This window comes from Kocuria sp. WN036 (assembly GCF_002287015.1).
Lineage (GTDB): Bacteria > Actinomycetota > Actinomycetes > Actinomycetales > Micrococcaceae > Kocuria > Kocuria rosea.
Genome location: NZ_NSKF01000041.1, coordinates 1 through 21,675, shown reverse-complemented (window position 1 = coordinate 21,675; position 21,675 = coordinate 1). Strand labels below are relative to the sequence as shown.

Sequence of the window (21,675 nt, the reverse complement as noted above, 5' to 3'; positions counted from 1 at the left end):
GGCCCCGCCCTCGCCGAGCAGCCGGTCGAGCGCCGCGGGGTCGGGGTCCTCCCGCATGGCGGCGCGCACGGCGTCCTCGAGCCGGGCGAGGGTCTCGGCCACCGGGCGCGTGAGGTTCCCGGCGGTCTCGCGGGCGGCGGCCACGGCGGCGGCGACCGGCCGCGGCAGGCCCTCCCGGCGGGCCCGCACGGCGGCGTGGACCACGAAGCCCTGGACGGCCGCCGCGGTCTGCGCCTCGGGGTGCCCGTGGGTCAGGGCGGCGCCGTTGATGGCCAGGGGCGCGAGCGTGCGCCAGCCGACGTGGGGGAGCAGACCGAACGGCGAGGAGCGCAGCACCGGTCCGGCGCCCTTGGCCTCCGGCTGCAGGGGGCGCTCGACCTCGCCCATCCGGCCGGAGCGGAGGGCCGCCAGCACCGTTCCGTCCGGCTCCCGCACGGCGTGCAGGACCTCGTGCTCGTCGATCGGGCGGGGCAGGGGCCGCGGCGCCTCGGCCGGGTGGCGCTCGCCCTGGGTCCCCAGCCAGCGCAGGTAGGCCAGCCACAGGCACGCGGTCTCGTCGGCGCCGTGGCCCTGGTTCGCCCACTCGACGACCTCCTGCAGGGCGTCCAGGGTGTAGAGGGTCAGCTGGGTGGCGTCGGAGATCCGCAGCACCGCGCTGCCTTCGGCGTCGGCGGGGGCGTCCGCGCCGGCCGCCGCGGAGCGGGAGCGCGGACCGGAGCTCGCGCGGCCGCCCAGCGCGTCCCCGAGGGCTCCGCCCAGCAGGGCCGCGCGCACGGAGTCGGCGTACTCGGGCCAGGCGGGGTCGAGGCCGGCGACGGGCGAGAGCAGGGGTGCGGGCATGCGGTCAGTGTAGTCGGCGGCCGACACGGCCCGGGGCGGTTCAACCGCCCTTCAGGTCACTGTGGTTGCATGGCACGGGCGCCCGGCGCCCCGCCGGCACGGCACCCCCACCGTGCCGCCCCGATCCCTGAGGAGAAATCCATGAGTCACCACGTTCCCGGCACCACCGCGCGCCCCGGCGCCGACGGCGCCGACAGCGCCGTCCACGACGGCGCCGCCCCCGGCACGGCGGGCCTCGCGGCGCCCGTGCCCGTCGCCGCGCGCAAGGACACCGTGCCCGCCGGCGCCCCGGAGGCCGCGTCCGCGCCGGCCCAGTGGGCCGCCGAGTTCGCAGGGACGGCGCTGCTGGTCTTCGCCGGGCTGGGCACGGGCATGTTCGCCACCGAGGTCATCGACTCCGCGCTCGGCTTCGGTCTCGGCCTGGTCGCCGCGATCGTCGCCTTCGGGCACGTCTCCGGGGGGCACTTCAACCCCGCGGTGACGCTCGCCGCGGTCGTGGCCGGGCGCACGCCCGCACGGGCCGCGATCGGCTACGTGGTGGCCCAGGTGCTCGGCGCCCTGGCCGCGGCCGGCGTGCTGTGGGCGGTGCTCATCAGCCTGCTCGACTCCTCGACCACCGCGCAGGTCCTCGGCGCGGTCTCCAACGGCTTCGGGGAGAACTCCACCTCCCAGGCCGGGTGGACCACCGTGCTGCTCGTCGAGTTCGTGGCGACCGCCCTGTTCGCCCTCGTGGTCCTGGGCTCCACCGCGCCGCGGGCCAACGCGGTGCTCGCCCCCGTGGCCATCGGTGCGGCCCTCGCGTTCCTGCTCACGATCACCGCGCCGTTCGACGGCGGGTCGCTGAACCCCGCCCGCTCAACCGGCGCCGCCGTGGTCGCCGGCGCCGGCCACCTGGGCCAGCTGTGGCTGTTCTGGGTGGCCCCGCTGCTCGGCGGCCTCGTGGCCGGTCTGGTCCACCGCTCGGCGACGCTCTCCCGGCCGCGCCGCGGCGCCGGGGCGCCCGCCGCGGAGGAGGACGCCCCGGCAGCGGAGGCGACGCCCACCGCGTCCGCCGCGCCGGTCCGGGAGCGGTGAGCCCGCGGCCCTGCCGGGTCCGGCAGGGCCGCCGGATCCTCCGCCCGCCGCGGGGGACCGACGCTTTCCGTCATCCTCCGGACGGCGGGGCTAGGCTGGTCCGTGCCCGGCCGCGGTCGGGAGGATGCGGAGGTACCTCGTGAGCAGTGCGCGCGCCGCCGAGCCCCTCGGGGGTTTCAGCACGGCCGCCCGCTCGCCCCTGGCCGACTCCCGGGAGCTCGCCGCCGTCAGCGGCGCGCTGTACCCCGTGCTGACCCTGCTCGTGCGGCTGCCCCAGACCATGGTGCCCCTCGGCGTGCTGACCACGGTGGCGCTGATCTCCGGGTCCCCGGCCCTGGGCGCCTTCTGCGCCGCCGCCGTGACGTTCGGCTCGGCGGTGTGCGGGCTGGCCATGGGCGCGGCCGCCTCGTGGCGCCGGCGCCAGCTCGGCCTGGTGCTGCTCACCCTCGTGAACCCGCTGGTGGTGTGGTGGCTCGTGCGCCGGCTCCCGGACCTCGCCGCCGACCCCGGGGCGGCCCCCGCCCAGCTGGTGCTCCCGTGCCTGCTCGCCGGGCTCGTGCTGCCGCAGATGGGCGTGGCGTGCCGGCTGCGCTGGTGGTCCCTGCTGCGCCGGGACTCCCGGGAGGACCTCTTCGACACCGCGCTGCGCCACGAGAGCGTCATGGACTCGCTGGCCACCGTCCTGGCAGCCGCGGTGACCGGGCTCGTGGCCGTGACCCTCGGGCCGGTGGCCGTGCTGGTGCTCGCGGCCACCCTGACCCTCGTGGGCACCACCGTGTTCCTGCTGCACTGCTCGGCCCGCCTGCCGCGGGGGCTCATCCACTTCCTGCCGCCCGTCGCGGCCGCACCGAACCGGGCGGCCCGCAACCGCCGCCGCCGGGCGCGGCAGCTCCGGCTGCTCCCCGTGCTGGGGATGGGGGCGCTGGGGGCCCTCGTGGGGTCGACCCTGGGAGCGGTCCTCGTCTTCGCGACCGCCGTGGACGCGGTGGTCTCGGTCAGCTGGCTGTACGCGGTCTCGGGGTTCACCTCGGCGCTGGCCGCGGTGGCCGCGTCCGCCCGCACCGAAGAGCTGCGGCTGTGGAACCGCTGGGTGGCGGCGGCCGCCGGGGCCGTGCTCGCCGCGATGCTCCTGACCATCCCGGACGACTCCGCGGGGATGGTGGTCGTGCTGGCGCTGGCCGGGCTGACCACCGGGCCGTGCCTGGTGGCGGTCTACGAGATCGCCCGGCTCGTGGCCCTGAGCTCCCGGGTCACGGCCCTGACCACCGTCATGACCGCGATGATGAGCGTGGGGCTGACCGGGGGGCTCGCCCTGTCCGGGTGGTGGGGGGAGTCCTGGGGCTACCGGAGCGCCGCACTGGTGCCGGTGCTCTCCGCGGCGGTCCTGCTGGCCACGGCCCTGACCTTCGTGCACCGCTGGCGGCGCATCGGTCCCGGGGACCTCTGAGCCCACCGGGCCCGGGACAGTGCCGGCAGGGGCACCGCCGCCCCGGGCCACCCGCCGGGCCCGGAGGCCGCGGCGGGTGGCCGGGGTCGCGGTCAGTGGCCCCGGTCGATCCACTCCTTGAGGTGCGGGGCCTCGGCGCCGATCGTGGTGGTGTCGCCGTGGCCGGTGAGCACCTCCGTGGACTCGGGCAGCGTCAGCAGCCGCTCGCGGATGGAGTCCACGATCGTGGGGAAGTCCGACCAGGACCGGCCCGTGGCGCCGGGACCGCCCTGGAACAGGGTGTCCCCGGAGAACAGCACCCCGCCCTCGCCCAGGCCCGGGGCCCAGAAGCACACGGACCCGGGGGAGTGGCCCGGGGTGTGCAGCGCGGTGAGGGTCGTCCCCGCCACGGTGAACTCGTCCCCGTCGGCGATCGCCGCGTCGAAGGGCGTCTTCGGGTAGACCTGCTCCCACAGCACCGTGTCCTCCGGGTGCAGGTGGATCGTCCCGCCCACCTGCCCGGCCACCTCCTTGACGGAGCGGATGTGGTCGTCGTGGGCGTGGGTGAGCAGGACCGCGGTCACCGTGCGCCCGGCGACGGCCTCCACCACCGCGGCGGGGTCGTGGGCCGGGTCGATCACCACGCACTCGTCGTCGTCGCCCACGATCCACACATTGTTCTCGACGTCCCAGGTCCCGCCGTCGAGGGAGAACGTCCCGGAGGTGACCAGCCGGTCGATGCGGGCCCGGCCGGCGCCCGCGGCGGGCCGCACCGGGACGGCGCCGCGGTCGGCGGGGTGGGCGCGCTCCCGGTCGGGCAGGGCCTCGCCGTCGTGGCCGTCGACGGCGCTCATCGGCCGAGCTCCACGACGGAGCGCAGCACCTTGCCGGCGGTCATCCGCTCGAAGGCGGGCTCGACGTCCTCGATCCCGATCCGTTCGGTGACGAAGCCGTCGAGGTCCAGCCGGCCCAGCCGGTACTGGTCCACGAGCATCGGGAAGTCCCGGTTCGGCAGGGTGTCGCCGTACCAGGCGGACTTGATGGCCCCGCCGCGGCCGAAGACCTCGTCCAGCGGGATCTCCCACGTGGTGCCGGGGGCGGGCACGCCCACCAGGACCAGCCGTCCGGCGAGATCGCGGGCCTCGAAGGCCTGCTGGAAGGTCGCGGCGACGCCCACGGCGTCGACCACGACGTCGGCGCCGTGCCCGCCCGTGAGCTCCTGGATCGCCGCGACGGGGTCCTGCTCCTTCGAGTTCACCGTGTGGGTGGCGCCGAACTTCTGCGCCGTGGCGAGCTTCTCGTCGTCGAGGTCCACGGCGATGATCGTGGTGGCCCCGGCGAGCTGGGCCCCGGCGATCGCCGCGGTGCCGACGCCGCCGCAGCCGATCACGGCCACGGACTCCCCGCGCCGGACGTTCGCGGTGTTCAGGACGGCGCCGATGCCGGCCATCACGCCGCAGCCGAGCAGGCCGACCGCGGCGTACTGGTGGTCCTCGAGCTCGCCCTCGATCTTGGTGCACTGACCGGCCGCGACCAGGGTCTTCTCGGCGAACGCCCCGATGCCCAGGGCGGGGGAGAGCTCCGTGCCGTCGGCGAGCGTCATCTTCTGGGTGGCGTTGTGGGTGGCGAAGCAGTACCAGGGCTCGCCCCTGCGGCAGGCTCGGCACTCCCCGCACACGGCGCGCCAGTTGAGGATGACCTTGTCCCCGACGGCGACCTCGGTGACGCCCTCGCCGACCGCGGCGACCACGCCGGAGGCCTCGTGGCCGAGCAGGTAGGGGTAGTCGTCGCCCACGGCACCGACCTTGTAGTGCAGGTCGGTCTGGCAGACCCCGCAGGTGAGGACGTCCACGAGCGCCTCCCCGGGCCCGGGGTCCGGGACGAGGATCGTCTCGAGGGTGGCTGGTGCGTTCTTCGCCGTGACGACGACGGCTCTGACCTCGTGCATGAGTGGGACCTTCCTGCGGACGACGTGACGGTTCCGGTCCGGAACACCGCTCCCCAGTCTAGGGAAGGACGCCGGGGGCGCGCGGTGCGGCGCCGGAGCGCGGCGGCCACGGTCCGGGCAGAACGAAGCGGCGGACCCGTGGATCAGCACCACGGGTCCGCCGCCGGGGTCGGCCGTCAGCTCCTGCCGGAGGCCTTGTCGGCGTCCTTCCCGGAGTCGTCCGAGGAGTAGTCGAGGTGCTCGTGCTCGAGGCGCAGCTTCCGGCCCTGGTCCACGAGCTTCTCCGCCTTCTTGTCCTTCTTGTCGACCTGACGGGTGTCGCGCGGCGGGAGTTGGATGGTCTCCTCGGCCTTGATCCCGCCCTGCAGCTGGCGGCCGCGCTCCACCTCGGCGTCGATCTCCGCGCCCAGCAGCAGCACGTTGTTGATGATCCACAGACCGAGCAGCAGGACGATGACGGAGCCGATGATGCCGTAGGTGGCGTTGTAGGACGCGAAGTTGACCACGTACCAGGTGAACGCCGCCGCGGCCACGGCCGCCACGACCAGGGCGACGATCGAGCCCATGCTGATCCAGCGGAACTTGGGCTGCTGGACATTGGGGGTGAAGTAGTAGAGCACCGCGATGAGGACGATGGCGAGGAGCACGATGACGGGCCACTTGGCGATGTTCCACACCGTCACGGCCGTGGCGCCGAGGCCCACGAGGTCGCCCACCCACTGGGCGACGCCGCCGGAGAGCAGCACCATGAGCATGATGAGGACCACGATGAGGACCAGCATCAGCGTGACGAGGAGGTTCACCGGCCGCAGCTTCCAGATGGGCCGTCCCTCCTCGACCTCGTAGATGCGGTTCATGGCCCGGCCGAAGGCCCCCGTGTAGCCGGAGGCGGTCCACAGTGCGCCGACGATGCCGACGACGAGGGCGAGCCCGGCGCCCGTGCTGGTGGTGAGGTTGTTGATGGGCTCCTCGAGGAGGGTCACGAGCGCCGCCGGTGCGTACTGGTCGAGGAAGTCCAGGATCGCCTGGGTGGTAGCCTCGCCCTGGCCGAACACGCCGAGCAGGGACACGATGGCGAGCAGCGCGGGGAAGAGGGAGAGCACCGCGAAGTACGTCAATGACGCGGCGAGGTCGGTGCAGTCGTCCTTGGAGAACTCGGAGATCGCACGCTTGACGACGTAGCCCCACGAGGGCTTGCTGATCTCGGTGGGACTGTCCGGCTTGCGGGGATCCTCGGGATCCGGTGCGGTGCGCTCCTTGGAGCGGCTGTCCTGGGTGGTGTCCTGGGCCATGCTGCGTCCTTCGCGGTCGGCCGCCGGGTGCAGCGCGCGGGCTCCGGCCGGCGGCGGGGCGTGTGGGGGATGTCTCGTGGATCAGTGTACTGATGAATCGCCCCCGTGAGCGACAATGGAGCGGACGGGCCACCGGTCCGCCGCACATCCCCCCCGACCAGGAGGCCCTTCGTGCCCACCACCCGGCGCACCGTTTCCGCGGAGGTCGACTTCGCCTCGGAGACCGACCACCTGGCGGTGTTCTCCCTCGCGGCCGCCCGCCCCGGCGGAGGCGCCCGCCCCGGCGAGCACCTGAGCCTGCGCGTGGACGGGACCGAGGTCGCGCTCGAGGAGGCGGAGGACCTGCACGGCACGCGGCTGCACCTGGCCCGGGTGCCGGGCGGCACGCAGTGCACGGTGTCCTATGCCCTGGAGCTGGACGGCCCGGCGGGGTCACCGCCTCCGGCGGAGCCGGTCGACTTCGTCCGCTACACCCGGCCCAGCCGGTTCTGCCCCTTCGACGAGATGGCCGGCACCCCCGACGCCTTCTTCCCCGGGGCCCGCGGCGGCGGCTACGAGACGCTCCAGCGGGTGCGGGACTGGGTGCACGAGCACCTGGACTACGTGGTCGGCTCCTCGACGGCCACCGACACCGCGGTGCACACGTTCCTCACCCGGCAGGGCGTGTGCCGGGACTACGCCCACCTGCTGATCACCCTGCTGCGGGGACTCGGGGTGCCGGCGCGGCTCGTGTCGGTCTACGCGCCCGGACTGTCCCCCATGGACTTCCACGCGGTGGTCGAGGCCTGGCACGACGGCGCCTGGTACGTCCTCGACGCCACCGGGCTCGCCCCGCGCACGGAGTTCGTGCGCATCGCCACGGGCGCCGACGCCTCCGAGACGGCGTTCATGACCACGCTCCAGGGGGAGATCACGCTGGGCGGGATGCGGGTGTCCGCGGAGTCCTCCGTCCCCGGCCGCGAGGACCCGAGAGCCAGGGTCGTCCTCCCGCTGTAGCGCGGCTCAGAGCTCGTTGACGGCTTCCCGCAGGCGGTCGGCGAGCCGGGTCAGGATGCGCAGCTCCTCCGGGTCCAGGCCCGCGGACATCAGCTCGTGCACGTGCACCCGGAACTGCTCGGCGATCTGCACCTGCATCTGCCGGCCCCGGTCGGTCAGCCGGATCCGCAGCCCTCGCAGGTCCTGCGGGTCCTGCCAGCGGTGCACCAGCCCCTTGAGCTCGAGACGCTCCAGCATCCGGCTGAGACTCGACTGGGTGAGCAGCACGTACTCGTTGAGCTCGTTGAGCCGCATGCCGGCCTCGTCGGAGCGGGAGAGGTTGAAGAGGACGTCGTACTCGCGGGCGGAGAGCTCCGCGAACTCGGGTTGGCGCTGGAGACGCCGCATGACCGTCACCTGGGCCCTGAAGAGGGCCTCCCAGGCGTCGGCGCTGTTCTGCACACGATCTGTTTCTCTGCGGGTCACAGGATAATGCTACGGCCCGGTTACATCGGTGCACCGGGCCCCGGTGTCCCCCCTTTCGGGGGATGCCTCCCGGGGGCTCCCGGCACGCCGCCCGCTCCACAGCACCGAATCCCCCTGTGACCAGCGGCGATGATACCTTCTGCACCCTGCGGACGGGGAGTGACCGGGGTGCGCCCGCGAGTTTTTTCAGAAGCAAACGTCCACGAAAGAGCGCACGGTGACGAGTGTCACGTCACCTTCTGCGGGCGCCGCGCCCCGGGGCCGCGGCCAGCGCCGCGATCCGCTCCTCCCGGCGCCGGAGCCGCGCCTCCTTGCGCGCCTCCACGAGCCGGTACAGCACCGGCACGAGCACCAGGGTCAGCAGGGTCGAGGAGATCAGCCCGCCGATCACCACGACCGCCAGCGGCTGGGAGATGAAGCTGCCCTGCCCCGTGATCCCCAGCGCCATGGGCGTCATCGCCAGGATGGTCGCCAGGGCCGTCATCACGATGGGGCGCAGCCGGCGGGTCGCCCCCTTCTCGATGGCCTCCTCCAGGTCCATGCGGTGCTCCCGGCCCCGGTACTGGTTGATGAGGTCGATCAGCACGACCGCGTTGGTCACCACGATGCCCACGAGCATCAGCACGCCCACCAGCGAGGCGAGGCCCAGCGGCACCCCGGAGGCCAGCAGCGCGAGCACCGCGCCCGTCGCCGCGAAGGGGATCGAGACCAGCAGGACCAGCGGCTGGACGAGGGACTTGAAGGTCGCCACGAGCACCACGTAGACGATCGCGATCGCGGCGAGCACGGCGAGGCCCAGCTGCCGGAACGTGGTCTCCTGCTCCGTGGCGGCCCCGCCCAGCTCGGCCGCCGCGCCCTGCGGCAGGTCCAGGCCCGCGAGCGCGTCCCGGACCTCCGCGCTCGTGGCGCCGAGGTCGTCGCCGCCCGGGGTGACGGCCACGGTGGCGGTGCGCTGGTCGTTGCTCGAGGTGATGGTCTCGACCGTGAGCGCCTCCTCGACCTCGGCCAGCTCGTCGAGGCGGACGGTCCCGCCCGCGGCCGGCACCGGCAGGGCGCGCAGCGCCTCGAGGTCCTCGACGGCGCGGCCCTCGCCGATCGTCACCGCCACCGAGTCGGCGTCCAGGTCGATGGACCCGGCGGGGAGGGGGTTCACGGTACCGGCGAGCGCCCCCGTGACCTGCTCCTCGCTCAGGCCGCGGGCGGCGGCGGCCGCCCGGTCGACCGTGACCACGACGGTGGGCTGGGTGGCGGCCAGGTTGCTCGTGACCTGCCCGGCGGAGCCGAGCCCCCGCATGGCCCGCACCACGGCGTCGTCGGCCTCCGCCAGCGTCGCCTGGTCCGTGGCGGTGACGGAGATCTCGACGTCGTTGCTCGTGAAGCCCTGGGCGCCCCGCACCGAGAACTCGCCGGCGCCGTCCAGCCGGTCCAGGCGCTCGCCGACGGTGCGGCGCAGCCGCTCCTGGTCGACCGCGGCGTCCGTCGTCACGGAGAACGTGGCGCTGTTGGTGCCGCTGCCGGGCAGGAACGCGGAGAAGCCGCCGCCGGGGCCCATGGTGACCTGGACGTCCTCGATGCCCTCGGTCCAGTCGAGCACCTCCTCGGCGCGGCCCGCCTGCTCGGAGGTCACCGCGAGCGCGGTGCCGGGCGGCAGGTCCTGTTCGATCGTCATGGTGTTCTGCCCGGTGTCCCCGAGCAGGTTGGTGGGCAGCACCGGCAGCAGGGCGGCCGTGCCGCCGAGGATCAGGACGCTCACCCCGAGGGTGGCCCACGGGTGGCGCTGCGTGCCGCGCAGGACCGGCAGGTAGCCCTGGGCCAGCCGGGGCGGCGTCCCGGCCGCGGCGCCGGGCGGGGGACCGGCTGTGCCGTCGGCCCAGGGGGCGGGGCGCCCCGCCGGCGCCCGGCGGGCCCGCCGCGCGAGGCGGGGGTCCCGGAGGAACCAGAACGCCAGCACGGGCACGATGGTCAGGGACACCACGAGCGAGGACAGCAGCGCGATGGTCGTGGTCAGGGCGAAGGGCCGGAACAGCTCGCCGGTCACGTCCCCCACGAACGCGATGGGCACGAACACCGCGACCGTGATGAGGGTGGAGGCGGTGATCGCCCCCGCGACCTCGCGCACGGCGGTGAGGATGGCCCGGCGCTTCGCGTTGGCGGGGTCGGTGCTCAGGTCGACCGTCCCGTAGTGGCGCTTGATGTTCTCGATCACCACGATCGAGTCGTCCACGACCCGCCCCACGGACAGGGTGATGGCCGCGAGGGTCAGCAGGTTCAGCGAGTAGCCCAGGGCGTTGATCCCGATGAACGTGGCGAGCAGGGACAGCGGGATGGAGATCGCGGTGACCAGGGTCGAGCGCAGCGACGCCAGGAACACCAGGATCACGAGCACGGCGAACGCGAGCCCCAGGAGACCCTCGACCGTGAGGTCCTCGATCGACTGCTCGATGTAGGGGGCCTGGTCGAAGACCGCCGTGATCTCGGCGCCGTTGCCGAGGTCCTCCTCGAGCTCGGGGATCATCTCGCCGACCGCCTGGGAGATCCCGACCGTGTCCCCGTCCGGGGTCTTGGTGACGGACAGGGCGAGCGTCGGGGCCCCGTTGGTGCGGGTGATCGAGGTCTGCTCCTGCTCGGCGAGCTCCACGGCGGCCACGGCGCCCACCGTGGTGGGCTCGGCGCCGTCGGGCGCGTCCTCGGGGAGGGGCAGCGGGACGTTCTCCACGGCCTCGAGGGAGTCGAGCGGGGAGCCGGCCTGGACGGGCAGGGTCGTGGCCCCGTCGTCCACGGTGCCCACGGGCACCAGCCCGCCGCTCTCCTCCAGGGCGGTGCGGATGTCCGCGGGCGTGGCGCCCGCCCGGGCGAGGTCGGCGCGGTCCGGCAGGATCGAGACGACCTGCTCGGGGGCGCCGCTGACCTCGGCGGAGCGCACGCCCTCGATCCGCTGCAGGTCCGGGACCGTGAGCCGTTCCAGGTCGGCGGCGAGCGGGCTGAGGTCCTCGTCGGAGGACACGGCCAGGAAGACGATGGGGAAGTCGGCGACGGAGCCGGCGAACGCGGTGGGCTCGACGTCGTCGGGCAGCTGGGTCCGCACGTTGGAGATCGCCCGCTCCACCTGGTTGCGGGCCCGGTCCAGGTCGGTGCCGTACTCGAAGCCGAGCCGGATCTCGGACAGTCCGCTGCGCGAGGTGGACGCCGAGCTCTCGAGGCCCTCCACGATGTTGAGCGCCCGCTCCAGGGGCCGGCCCACCTGCTCGTCGACGACCTCCGCGGACGCGCCGGGCATCGCCGAGACCACGCTGATGGCGGGGATCTCCAGGGACGGGATGAGCTCCTGCTTCATGGAGCGCATGCTGAGCACCCCGAAGAGGGCGACGAACAGCGTGATGAGCACGATCAGGGCGCGGTTGGCCATCGACGCGCGGGCGAGGAGAAACACTCGTGCTCCTTGGGGAGGGATGGGCGAGGGCGTCCCGGCCGGGCCGGGGCGCACGCCCCTCAGCGTACCGCCGCGTACCGACAGGTCACCCGGGCCTGCTGGGCCGGGGGGCCGGGGCGGACCGGACGACGACGAGGCCCCGGACCGGTCGGTCCAGGGCCTCGTCGCGCGGGCACCGCGGCGTGCGGCGCGGTGCCCGTCGGGGCGGTGTCAGCTGATGCCGAGCACCTGGGCGGTGCGGCCCATGACCTCGTCCGCGAGCTGCGGGTTGTCGTTGAGCTTCACGCCGTAGGAGGGGATGAGCTCCTTGATCCGCGGCTCCCACCCGGACATCCGCGCCGGGAAGGACTTCGCCAGGAGGTTGAGCATGATGGGCACCGCGGTGGACGCGCCGGGGGAGGCTCCCAGCAGGCCGGCGATGGAGCCGTCCGCGGCGGTGATCAGCTCGGTGCCGAACTGGAGCACGCCGCCCTTCTGCTTGTCCCGCTTCATGACCTGCACGCGCTGGCCGGCCTCGATCAGCTCCCACTGCGAGCCGTCGGCGGTCGGGTAGAACTGCTGCAGCGCCTCGACCCGCTGGCCCTTGGACTTGGCCAGCTCGCTCAGCAGGTACTTCACGAGATCCAGGTTGGCCAGGCCCGCGCGGGTCATCGGGTAGAGGTTGTGCGGGCGCACGGACAGGGGCAGGTCCAGGTAGGACCCCTGCTTCAGGAAGTTGGGCTTGAACCCGCCGTAGGGGCCGAACAGCAGCGCGCGCCGCCCGTGCTCGTAGCGGGTGTCCAGGTGCGGGACGGACATGGGCGGGGCGCCCACGGAGGCCTGGCCGTAGACCTTGGCGTTGTGCTGGGCCGCCACGTCCTCGTCGGAGTTGCGCAGCCACAGGCCGGAGACCGGGAACCCGCCGTAGCCCTTGGCCTCCCGGATGCCGGACTTCTGCAGCAGCGGCAGGGCGCCGCCGCCGGCCCCCACGAACACGAACTTCGCGCGCACGAGCCGGTCGCCCTCGGTGTTGAGGCGGTTCTTGACCCTCGCCACCCAGGTGCCGTCGCCCTGCCGGTCGAGGTCCGTGACCTGCTGGCCGTAGCGCACCTCCCCGCCCCGGGCCTGCAGGTGGGCGACCTGCTGCCGGGTCAGCTCGCCGAAGTCGACGTCGGTGCCCTCGGGAGACCAGGAAGCCGCCACGCGACCCGCGCCGCGGCCGTGCATGGTCAGCGGCGCCCACTCCGCGATCTTCTCACGGTCCTCGGTGTACTCCATGCGCTCGAAGAGCTTGTTCGGCTGCAGGGCCTCCCAGCGGCGGCGCAGGTAGTCGCTGTGCGCGTCGCCGAAGACGAGGGACATGTGCGGCACCGGGTTGATGAAGGAGCCGGGCTCGCGCAGCTTGCCCTCCGACACGAGAGAGGCCCAGAACTGGCGGGAGAGCTGGAACTGCTCGTTGATGCCGAGCGACTTCTCCGGGCTCACGGACCCGTCGGCGGCCTGGGGCGCGTAGTTGAGCTCGCAGAGCGCGGAGTGGCCGGTGCCGGCGTTGTTCCAGACGTTGGAGCTCTCCGCGCCCACCTGGTCGAGGCGCTCGAGCATCGTGATGTCCCACTGCGGCTCGAGCTCCTTGAGGAACACGCCGAGGGTGGCGCTCATGATGCCTCCGCCGATCAGGAGGACGTCGGTCGATTCCGTTGTCTGAGGTGATGTCACAGTCGATGCTCCCGTTGAACGCCCGGCGCTGCGCCGGTGAATGGTCGGGATCAGACTATCGCCACGCCCGGACGAACCCCGAATGCGGCCGGGCGCGCGCCGGGGCCGGTGCTCACGGCGCGGCGCCGAGGTCCACCCGGTTGAAGACCTCGTTGCCGGTGGAGCTCAGGGGGAAGGACGTCACGGAGTCCCCGACGGCGACCGCGGAGATCGGGTGGGCCAGCGGGACGGCGGGCAGCAGCCGCGAGACGCGGTTGTTGATCGACACGTACGCGCTCGAGCGGTCCTCGCCGTCGGGTAGTGCCGCCGCGCGGTTGACGGCGCCGAACAGTGACACGGCGTCCACGCCGAACTCCCCGCGGGGGGCGCCGAACAGGGCGGCCGTGAAGTAGTCCGGGTCGCGGTAGCCGCCGTTGAGGCCGAGCAGGTGCAGGGCGTGGTCGCCCTCCGGGTCCTGGACCTGCTGCACGTAGCCGTCCGACCAGTCCACCGGGACGGGCTCGATCACGAACCCCGCCCGCACGAGCTGGGCCGCGATGTCGGCGTAGATCTTCTCGGGCTCCTGCATGTAGGTGCGGGAGGTGCCGCGGGGGTAGTAGAACCGCAGCGGCTCGCCGGCGTAGGAGGACGCCGCCAGCAGCTCACGCGCCCGCTGCGGGTTGTAGGACGGGACCTGCAGGTCGGTCCCGTCCATCGCGAAGCGGGCGGGCAGGAACTGGTTCGCCACCCGGGTGCCGTCGGGGTAGTGCTCGCGCACGATCGCGCCGCGGTCCACGGCGGCGGCGATCGCCTCCCGCACCTCGGGGTCGTCCAGGGGCTCCACGTCCTGGTTGATGCCGAGGTAGGACACGGAGTACGGGTCGCGCTGGAGGACCTGCACGCCCTCGCGCGCGAGCGGGGCGAAGGAGTCCAGGCCCACCTGGTCGTAGCCGTCCACCTGGCCGAGGCGCAGCGCCACGTAGCGCAGCTCCGGCTCGGCGATCGTGCGGAACTCGAGCCGGCCGATGTCCCCGAGCTCGCCCCAGTAGTCGGGGTTCGCGACCAGCACCACGTTCGTCCCGTCCCCCGACTCGTAGCGGAAGGGGCCGGTGCCCACGGGGTGCGTCTCGTGCGTGCCGGCCGCCAGGGCCGCGGGGGACGCGATCCCGAACGCGGGCTGCGTCAGCGCCCGGAGCAGGGGCGTGTGCGGCGCGGTCAGCGAGAGCTCCACCGTGGACTCCGACGCCGCGGCGCACCCCGCGTAGAGGGAATCGATGCCGGGGGCGCCGGTGCGCAGGACCGTGGCGAAGGGGGTCCGTGCCCCGTCGGTGGCGAGGGCCTCCCAGCGCTCGAAGTTCGCGCACACCGCCGCCGCGTCCAGGGCGGTGCCGTCGTGGAAGCGCACGTCCCGGCGGAGGTCGAAGGTGTAGGTGAGCCCGTCCTCGGAGGTCTCCCACGACCGCGCCAGGGCCGGCACCGCCTCGCCCGTGGAGGGGTCGGCGGAGACGAGCCCCTCGAGCATCTGGGCCCCGATCCGGGACGTCTCCAGGATGTTGACCGTGGCCGGGTCCAGGGTGGGGGCGGCGGCGGCGTTGGCGAACACGAACTCCCCGCTCGGCACGGACCGGGCGGCGGTGGGGGTGCCGGGCCCCTCGCCCGCGGGGGCGCACCCGCCGAGGGCGAGGAGCCCCGCGACGAGCGCGAGCGCGGCCGCGGTGCGGGGGGTTCGCCTGGGCGCCATGGGTCCTTCGCCGCCTCACCGGATCGGTCGTGGGTGTCGTCGTGGGCCGGCCCCGGGGCGTGCCCGGGGACGGCGGGGTGCGCGAGGCGGGACTCGAACCCGCACGCCGGTCAGGGCACAGGAACCTAAATCCTGCGTGTCTGCCAGTTCCACCACTCGCGCCGAAGGGGCCCGTCGGGGCCCCCGCCCATCCTAGCCTCAGCCCTCCAGGCCGAGGTCGCGGCGCAGCTTCGCCACGTGGCCCGCGGCGCGCACGTTGTACTGCGCGAGCTCCACCTCGCCCTCGGGCCCGACCACCACGGTGGAGCGCACCAGGCCCTCGTAGGTCTTGCCGTAGTTCTTCTTCTCGCCCCAGGCGCCGTACGCCTCGGCGACCCGGTGGTCCGGGTCGGAGAGCAGGGGGAAGGTGAGGGACTCGGCGTCGGCGAACCGCGCGAGGGCCTCCGGGGAGTCCGGCGAGATGCCGAGCACGGCGAACCCGTCCGCGGCGAAGCGCTCCAGGCTGTCGCGGAAGTCGCACGCCTGCGTGGTGCAGCCGGGGGTCGAGGCCTTCGGGTAGAAGTAGACGACCACCCGCCGCCCGCGGTGGTCGGCGAGGGAGACGGTCCGGCCCTGGGCGTCGGGCAGGGAGAAGTCGGGGGCCGGGCTGCCGGGTTCGAGACGTGCTGCCATGGGGATGTTCCTCCGTCGGGTCGGTGGTGCCGTCCGGGCCGGGCCCGGGCGAGGGTCGGGTGCCGCGGGACGGCCCCGGACCACGAACACTACCGGCGCTCGTCCCGGTGGTCCCGGCGGTCCCGGGGGAGCGCTGAGGACCGCCGCGGATCCGCCCGCGAAGAAATGCTCGTCAGTTTGCTTAGCATGGTGCTGTATTCCGTGGTGCAGGTCGGTAGACTGCTTTGCATGCCTTTCACCACTCAATGGCCGACCAACCGACTGCTCTCCACCGCGGCCCGGCTCGTGGAGCACGCGTGGAACGAGCGCCTGGCCACGCTCGGGGTGACCCACGCGGGCGTCATGGCGCTGGACGTGCTGAAGACGGCGGGGAGCATGACGCAGGCCCAGCTGGCGCACCGCGTCCGGGTGCAGGCCCAGACCATGGGCAAGACGCTGCACCGGCTCGAGCTGCACGGCCACGTCAACCGGTCCAAGAACGTCCACGACCGCCGCAGCCACCTCGTGTCGATCACCCCGGAGGGCCTGCGCATCCTCGAGGCCGCCACCCAGCTCGAGGACGAGCTGGTGGACCACGGGCTGCTCACGGACGAGAACCTGCGCCGCACGCTGGCCGACATCATCACCACGCTCGGCGGCGCCCGCTGGAAGCTGCGGGTCCAGCCGGACGGGACCGTCACCGACGCCGGGTCCGCCGACGCGACCACGCCCGAGCAGTCGCGCGACATCGCCGAGGCCGGCACGGTGGGGGACACCGCGTCCTGAGACGGCCGCGGCCCGCGGTCCCGGCACGGACGGGCGCGGGGCGGGTCGGCACGGGGTCGAGGACGACCCCGGCACGAGGGCGCGCGAGGTCGCCGGACGGCGGCCTCCGGCGGGAGCACCCGGGGCACGACGACCCCGGGTTTTTTCGTGCCCGCGGGCCGCCGTGCCCCGGGGACGACGAAGGACCCCACCGCGGTGCTCCGCGGTGGGGTCCTCCTGTGGTGCGCCCCCTCGGACTCGAACCGAGAACCCATTGATTAAGAGTCAATTGCTCTGCCAATTGAGCTAGAGGCGCTGGTGGTGCGGCAAGAACACTAGCACGCTCCCGGCCCGGGGCCGAATCGCGCCGGCCGGCTTCCGCCGGGTCCCGCCTCGCAACGAGAAAGTACTCTACCAGCTCGTCCCGCCTTGTCCATTCCGCCGCCGCCGTCCGGACGGCGGCGGCGTCTAGCATGGCCGTCATGCCCTCCGCACAGACCCCCGCGCCGTCCGCCCCGTCCGTCCCGCTCTCCGAGCTCCGCGTGGTCTCCCTCCCGGAGCAGGAGCTCGTGGACCACCTGAGCGCCCGCGTCCCGGGCTTCCGCTACGTCCTGTGGGACATGGCCGGGGACCCGGTCGGGGCCCGCGCCGATGAGATCGACGTGGCGGTGGCTCCGTACTTCACCGGCCGCTGGGTGGGGGCCCTGCCCGCCGCGACCCGCCTGCGGCTCGTGCAGCTGCAGAGCACCGGCTTCGACGGCGTGCCGGAGGCCATCGGGCCCGACCTCGCCCTCTCGACGGCGGGCTGGGTGCACGCCGCCGGGACCGCCGAGCTGGCCCTGGGGCTGATGATCGCCGCCCAGCGGGAGCTCGACCGCGCCGTCCTGCAGCAGCGCGACGGGATCTGGCGCCGCTTCGAGACCCGGACACTGGCCGACAGCCGCGTCCTGGTGCTGGGCGTGGGCGAGATCGGCTCCGCCGTGGTCGACCGGCTGCTCCCCTTCGAGGTCGAGGTCACGAGGGTGGCCTCCCGGGCCCGGACCGACGAGCGCGGCCCCGTGCACGCCATCGACGAGCTGCCGGCCCTGCTGCCCGACGCCGACGTGCTCGTGGTGGCCCTCCCCGCGAGCCCGGCGACCGACGGCCTCGTCGACGCCCGCGTGCTGTCCCTGCTGCCCGACGACGCCCTGGTGGTCAACGTGGGCCGCGGCCGGGTGGTCGACACCCCCGCGCTGACCGCGGAGGTCGTGTCCGGGCGGCTCCGCTGCGCCCTCGACGTCGTCGAGCCCGAGCCCTTCCCCGGCGACCACCCGCTGTTCCGTGCCCCCGGGGCGATCCTCACCCCGCACACCGGTGGTTCCTGCACGTCCTACAAGCCGCGCGTGCGGCGGCTGCTGCGGACCCAGCTCGAGCGCATCGCCGCGGGGGAGCGGCCCCTGTTCCTGCAGCAGGAGGGGCGGCTGGACGTCCCGGCGGACGCGGAGGAGTGATCCGGACGTGCCGTGTCTCACATCGTGGGACACGGAGTCCGAAGATTGACACGCTCGGCCGGGCGGCAGAGCATGGGAGCATGCAACTCAGCCACGGTGTCGTCCAGCTCACGGTACGCGTCCTCGTCGGACGCGGGGCCTGAGCCGACGACCGGTCGAGCGCACGGGCCCTGTCGCACCTCCCGGTGCCGCGAGGGCCTTTTTTCTTGCCCGGCTCCCACGGCGGAGCGACAGTCGAGCCGGAACAGCAGCACCAGCCCAGAAGGCCAGACCAGAAGGACAGTGACATGAGCAAGGGACAGCCGATCAGCCCAGCGCTGATGGCCACCAAGCGCGCGGAGACCGCCGCTGACCACCGGCCCCCGGGGGCCCCGGAGAAGTCCGTCCCCGCCGTCCCGTCCGTCATGGGCCCGGGCAGCACGGTGGCCCCCACGGAGATGACCGGCTCCCAGGCCGTCATCCGGGCGCTGGAGGAGCTCGGCGTCACCGACGTCTTCGGCCTCCCGGGCGGCGCGATCCTGCCGACCTACGACCCGCTCCTGGACTCGGACCGGATCAACCACATCCTGGTCCGCCACGAGCAGGGCGCCGGCCACGCCGCCGAGGGCTACGCCCTCGCCTCGGGCCGCGTGGGCGTCTGCATCGCGACCTCCGGCCCCGGCGCCACGAACCTCGTCACCGCCCTCGCCGACGCGCACATGGACTCCATCCCCATGGTCGCGATCACCGGGCAGGTCTCGTCCAAGGTGATCGGCTCCGACGCCTTCCAGGAGGCGGACATCGTGGGGATGACGATGCCGGTCACCAAGCACTCCTACCTGGTGACGCACGCCGAGGACATCCCGCGGGTGCTCGCCGAGGCGTTCCACCTGGCCTCGACCGGGCGCCCGGGACCGGTGCTCGTGGACATCGCCAAGGACGCCCAGCAGGACACCATGACGTTCTCCTGGCCGCCCCGGATGGACCTGCCCGGCTACCGGCCCGTGACGCGCGGGCACGCCAAGCAGATCCGGGAGGCCGCCAAGCTCATCGCGGCGGCCCAGCGGCCCGTGCTCTACGTGGGCGGCGGGACGGTGCGCGCCGACGCGGCCGCCGAGCTCATGGAGCTGGCCGAGCTGACCGGCGCCCCCGTGGTGACCACGTTGACCGCCCGGGGCGTGTTCCCGGACTCCCACGAGCAGAACCTGGGGATGCCAGGGATGCACGGCACCGTCCCGGCGGTGTACTCGATGCAGCAGGCCGACCTGCTGGTGACCCTCGGCGCCCGCTTCGACGACCGCGTCACCGGCCACCTGGAGACCTTCGCCCCCACGGCCAAGATCATCCACGCGGACATCGACCCCGCCGAGATCTCCAAGAACCGCACCGCCGACGTCCCGATCGTGGGCGACGTCAAGGAGATCCTGCCGGACCTCGTGACCGCCGTGCGCCAGGAGTTCGAGCGCAGCGGCAGCCCCGACCTCTCCTCGTGGTGGACCGCGCTCAGCAGCCTGCAGGCCACCTACCCGCTGGGCTACCCCAAGCCGGCGGACGGGCTGGGCTCGCCGCAGCACGTCATCGAGCGGATCTCCGCCCTGACCGGCCCGGAGGCCGTCTACGTCTCCGGCGTGGGCCAGCACCAGATGTGGAGCTCCCACTTCGTCCGGTACGAGCGGCCCCGGCAGTGGCTGAACTCGGCCGGACTGGGGACCATGGGCTTCGCCGTGCCCGCCGCGATGGGCGCCAAGGTCTCCCAGCCCGACCGCGTGGTCTGGGCGATCGACGGCGACGGCTGCTTCCAGATGACCAACCAGGAGCTCGCCACCTGCACGATCAACAAGATCCCGATCAAGGTGGCGGTGATCAACAACTCCTCGCTGGGCATGGTGCGCCAGTGGCAGACCCTGTTCTACGACGGCCGGTACTCCAACACCGACCTGAACACGGGCCACGACAGCATCATGGTGCCGGACTTCGTCAAGCTCGCCGACGCCTACGGGTGCGCCGCCCTGCGCTGCACCCGGGACGAGGACGTGGACGACGTCATCCGGCAGGCCCTCGAGATCAACGACCGCCCCGTGGTGATCGACTTCGTGGTCTCCGCCGACGCGATGGTGTGGCCGATGGTGCCCACCGGCGTGTCCAACGACCAGATCCAGATCGCCCGCAACATGACCCCCGACTGGGACGAGGAGGACTGACCCATGAGCCGACACACCCTCTCCGTGCTGGTCGAGGACAAGCCGGGCGTGCTGACCCGGGTGGCCGGACTGTTCGCGCGCCGCGCCTTCAACATCGACTCGCTCGCCGTGGGACCCACGGAGCTCGACGGCGTCTCCCGCATCACCGTGGTGGTGGACGCCGAGGGCGAGCTGCTCGAACAGGTCACCAAGCAGCTGAACAAGCTCATCAACGTGATCAAGATCGTCGAGCTCACCCCCGACTCGTCGGTGCAGCGCGACCACATCATGGTCAAGGTCCGCGCCGACGCCGCGACGCGTCTGCAGGTCACCCAAGCCGCGGACCTGTTCCGGGCCACCGTTGTCGACGTCTCCACCGAGTCGCTCGTCATCGAGGCCACCGGCGCCCCGGAGAAGCTCCGGGCGCTGCTGGACATCCTGGAGCCCTTCGGCGTCCGGGAGATCGTCCGGGCCGGTACGCTGGCCCTCGGACGTGGTCCCAAGTCGATGAGCGACCGCGCCCTGCGCCACTGACGCCCCCGGGCGGCGGTGGACGCGGGCGCCGGCCCACAGACACCCCTACCACCTCGCGGCGGTGCCCCCGCCGCGCCCACCCATGCTTCAAGGAGACAATCCCATGGCAGAGATCTTCTACGACGACGACGCCGACCTCTCGATCATCCAGGACCGCTCCGTGGCCGTCATCGGCTACGGCTCGCAGGGCCACGCCCACGCGCTGAACCTGCGCGACTCCGGCGTGGACGTGCGCATCGGCCTCGCCGAGGGCTCGCGCTCCCGGGCCAAGGCCGAGGCCGAGGGCCTGCGGGTGCTCACCGTCGCGGACGCCGTCAAGGAAGCCGACGTCATCATGATCCTGACGCCGGACCAGGTCCAGCGCCACGTCTACGCCGAGTCGATCGCCCCGAACCTGGAGCAGGGCGACGCCATCTTCTTCGCCCACGGGTTCAACATCCGCTACGGCTACATCGAGGCCCCCGCGGGCGTCGACGTCGTCATGGTCGCCCCGAAGGGCCCGGGCCACACCGTGCGCCGCGAGTTCGAGGCAGGCCGCGCCGTGCCCGCCCTCGTGGCCGTGGAGAAGGACGCCTCCGGCAAGGCCCTCGAGCTGGGCCTGTCCTACGCCAAGGGCATCGGCGGCACCCGCGCGGGCGTCATCAAGACCACCTTCACCGAGGAGACCGAGTCCGACCTCTTCGGCGAGCAGGCGGTCCTGTGCGGCGGCATGTCCCACCTGGTCCAGTACGGCTTCGAGACCCTGACCGAGGCCGGCTACCAGCCGGAGATCGCCTACTTCGAGGTCCTGCACGAGCTCAAGCTCATCGTGGACCTCATGGTCGAGGGCGGCATCGCCAAGCAGCGCTGGTCCATCTCGGACACCGCCGAGTACGGCGACTACGTCTCCGGCCCCCGGGTGATCAGCCCCACGGTCAAGGAGAACATGAAGGCCGTGCTGGCCGACATCCAGGACGGCACCTTCGCCAAGCGCTTCATCGAGGACCAGGACAACGGGGGCGCCGAGTTCAAGAAGCTGCGCGAGAAGGAGGAGTCCCACCCGATCGAGGTCATCGGCCGGGAGCTGCGCAAGCTCTTCGCGTGGACCTCGCCGGACGCCGACTACGTCGAGGGCACCGCGGCCCGCTGATCCGCACCCGCCCCCACCGCCGCGCGCGGCGCGGGGGCACCGGCCGAGGGGCCGCGTCCGG

The 21,675-nt window shown here is 73.3% G+C and carries 17 protein-coding genes and 2 tRNA genes; 8 read left to right on the top strand and 11 right to left on the bottom strand.

Annotated elements, in window-relative coordinates:
• On the bottom strand, nucleotides 1–840 hold an 840-nt coding region (locus CK505_RS17010; protein WP_141246859.1), incomplete at its 3' end, for an ADP-ribosylglycohydrolase family protein.
• A 141-nt stretch (nucleotides 841–981) separates the two neighbouring features.
• Between CK505_RS17010 and CK505_RS17005 the strand changes: the two genes are divergently transcribed.
• Together CK505_RS17005 and CK505_RS17000 are read left to right on the top strand one after the other, a co-directional pair.
• Entirely contained in the window at nucleotides 982–1,914 is a 933-nt protein-coding gene (locus tag CK505_RS17005) for an aquaporin (RefSeq protein WP_017833233.1), read from the top strand.
• 139 nt (nucleotides 1,915–2,053) lie between these two features.
• The gene (locus CK505_RS17000; RefSeq protein ID WP_095651813.1) at nucleotides 2,054–3,361 is read left to right on the top strand and encodes a hypothetical protein; all 1,308 of its coding nucleotides are present in this window, start codon (nucleotides 2,054–2,056) and stop codon (nucleotides 3,359–3,361) included.
• A gap of 92 nt (nucleotides 3,362–3,453) precedes the next feature.
• Here the strand turns inward: CK505_RS17000 and CK505_RS16995 are convergent, their stop codons facing one another.
• The 3 genes from CK505_RS16995 to CK505_RS16985 all read right to left on the bottom strand — a co-directional run bounded on the left by CK505_RS16995 (nucleotide 3,454) and on the right by CK505_RS16985 (nucleotide 6,580).
• Nucleotides 3,454–4,194: an MBL fold metallo-hydrolase gene (locus CK505_RS16995; RefSeq protein ID WP_017833231.1), complete on the bottom strand. Its 741-nt coding sequence runs from the start codon at nucleotides 4,192–4,194 to the stop codon at nucleotides 3,454–3,456.
• Nucleotides 4,191–5,288 (bottom strand): S-(hydroxymethyl)mycothiol dehydrogenase, encoded by a 1,098-nt coding sequence (locus tag CK505_RS16990; RefSeq protein WP_017833230.1) that lies wholly within the window; start codon nucleotides 5,286–5,288, stop codon nucleotides 4,191–4,193. The genes CK505_RS16995 and CK505_RS16990 overlap by 4 nt, the downstream gene beginning before the upstream one ends.
• Before the next feature lie 176 nt (nucleotides 5,289–5,464).
• Entirely contained in the window at nucleotides 5,465–6,580 is a 1,116-nt protein-coding gene (locus CK505_RS16985) for a YihY/virulence factor BrkB family protein (protein ID WP_095651812.1), read from the bottom strand.
• 171 nt (nucleotides 6,581–6,751) lie between these two features.
• Here CK505_RS16985 and CK505_RS16980 point away from each other — a divergent pair, with 171 nt between their 5' ends.
• The gene (locus CK505_RS16980) at nucleotides 6,752–7,576 is read left to right on the top strand and encodes a transglutaminase family protein (protein WP_095651811.1); all 825 of its coding nucleotides are present in this window, start codon (nucleotides 6,752–6,754) and stop codon (nucleotides 7,574–7,576) included.
• Nucleotides 7,577–7,582: 6 nt separating this feature from the next.
• Here the strand turns inward: CK505_RS16980 and CK505_RS16975 are convergent, their stop codons facing one another.
• The 6 genes from CK505_RS16975 to bcp all read right to left on the bottom strand — a co-directional run bounded on the left by CK505_RS16975 (nucleotide 7,583) and on the right by bcp (nucleotide 15,558).
• Nucleotides 7,583–8,041, bottom strand: a complete 459-nt coding sequence (locus CK505_RS16975) for a MarR family winged helix-turn-helix transcriptional regulator (protein WP_031282916.1) — start codon at nucleotides 8,039–8,041, stop codon at nucleotides 7,583–7,585.
• 232 nt (nucleotides 8,042–8,273) lie between these two features.
• On the bottom strand, nucleotides 8,274–11,471 hold the full coding sequence (locus tag CK505_RS16970; protein WP_095651810.1) for an efflux RND transporter permease subunit: 3,198 nt from the start codon (nucleotides 11,469–11,471) through the stop codon (nucleotides 8,274–8,276).
• A 210-nt stretch (nucleotides 11,472–11,681) separates the two neighbouring features.
• Entirely contained in the window at nucleotides 11,682–13,166 is a 1,485-nt protein-coding gene (locus tag CK505_RS16965) for a malate:quinone oxidoreductase (protein WP_031282915.1), read from the bottom strand.
• 112 nt (nucleotides 13,167–13,278) lie between these two features.
• Nucleotides 13,279–14,886 carry an ABC transporter substrate-binding protein gene (locus tag CK505_RS16960; RefSeq protein ID WP_095651809.1) on the bottom strand — a complete coding sequence of 536 codons (1,608 nt, stop codon included), beginning with the start codon at nucleotides 14,884–14,886 and terminating at the stop codon, nucleotides 13,279–13,281.
• A 78-nt stretch (nucleotides 14,887–14,964) separates the two neighbouring features.
• Nucleotides 14,965–15,048: transfer RNA gene (locus CK505_RS16955), tRNA-Leu, on the bottom strand.
• 36 nt (nucleotides 15,049–15,084) lie between these two features.
• Nucleotides 15,085–15,558, bottom strand: coding sequence for a thioredoxin-dependent thiol peroxidase (gene bcp / locus CK505_RS16950; protein WP_095651808.1), 474 nt, complete (start codon nucleotides 15,556–15,558; stop codon nucleotides 15,085–15,087).
• 228 nt (nucleotides 15,559–15,786) lie between these two features.
• Here bcp and CK505_RS16945 point away from each other — a divergent pair, with 228 nt between their 5' ends.
• On the top strand, nucleotides 15,787–16,323 hold the full coding sequence (locus CK505_RS16945; protein ID WP_095651807.1) for a MarR family winged helix-turn-helix transcriptional regulator: 537 nt from the start codon (nucleotides 15,787–15,789) through the stop codon (nucleotides 16,321–16,323).
• Between the two features lie 219 nt (nucleotides 16,324–16,542).
• On the opposite strand, the gene CK505_RS16940 is transcribed toward CK505_RS16945, so the two are convergent.
• Nucleotides 16,543–16,618 (bottom strand) — tRNA-Lys (locus CK505_RS16940).
• Between the two features lie 166 nt (nucleotides 16,619–16,784).
• Between CK505_RS16940 and CK505_RS16935 the strand changes: the two genes are divergently transcribed.
• The 4 genes from CK505_RS16935 (at nucleotide 16,785) to ilvC (ending at nucleotide 21,614) form a co-directional block, all read left to right on the top strand.
• Entirely contained in the window at nucleotides 16,785–17,792 is a 1,008-nt protein-coding gene (locus tag CK505_RS16935) for an NAD(P)-dependent oxidoreductase (RefSeq protein ID WP_369680094.1), read from the top strand.
• Nucleotides 17,793–18,079: 287 nt separating this feature from the next.
• Nucleotides 18,080–19,972, top strand: coding sequence for an acetolactate synthase large subunit (locus CK505_RS16930; protein WP_095651805.1), 1,893 nt, complete (start codon nucleotides 18,080–18,082; stop codon nucleotides 19,970–19,972).
• A 3-nt stretch (nucleotides 19,973–19,975) separates the two neighbouring features.
• Nucleotides 19,976–20,485, top strand: coding sequence for an acetolactate synthase small subunit (gene ilvN, locus CK505_RS16925; RefSeq protein WP_017833218.1), 510 nt, complete (start codon nucleotides 19,976–19,978; stop codon nucleotides 20,483–20,485).
• 103 nt (nucleotides 20,486–20,588) lie between these two features.
• A complete protein-coding gene (gene ilvC, locus CK505_RS16920) occupies nucleotides 20,589–21,614 on the top strand; it encodes a ketol-acid reductoisomerase (RefSeq protein WP_095651804.1) in 1,026 nt (341 codons plus the stop codon).
• The last annotated feature ends 61 nt before the right edge of the window (nucleotides 21,615–21,675 follow it).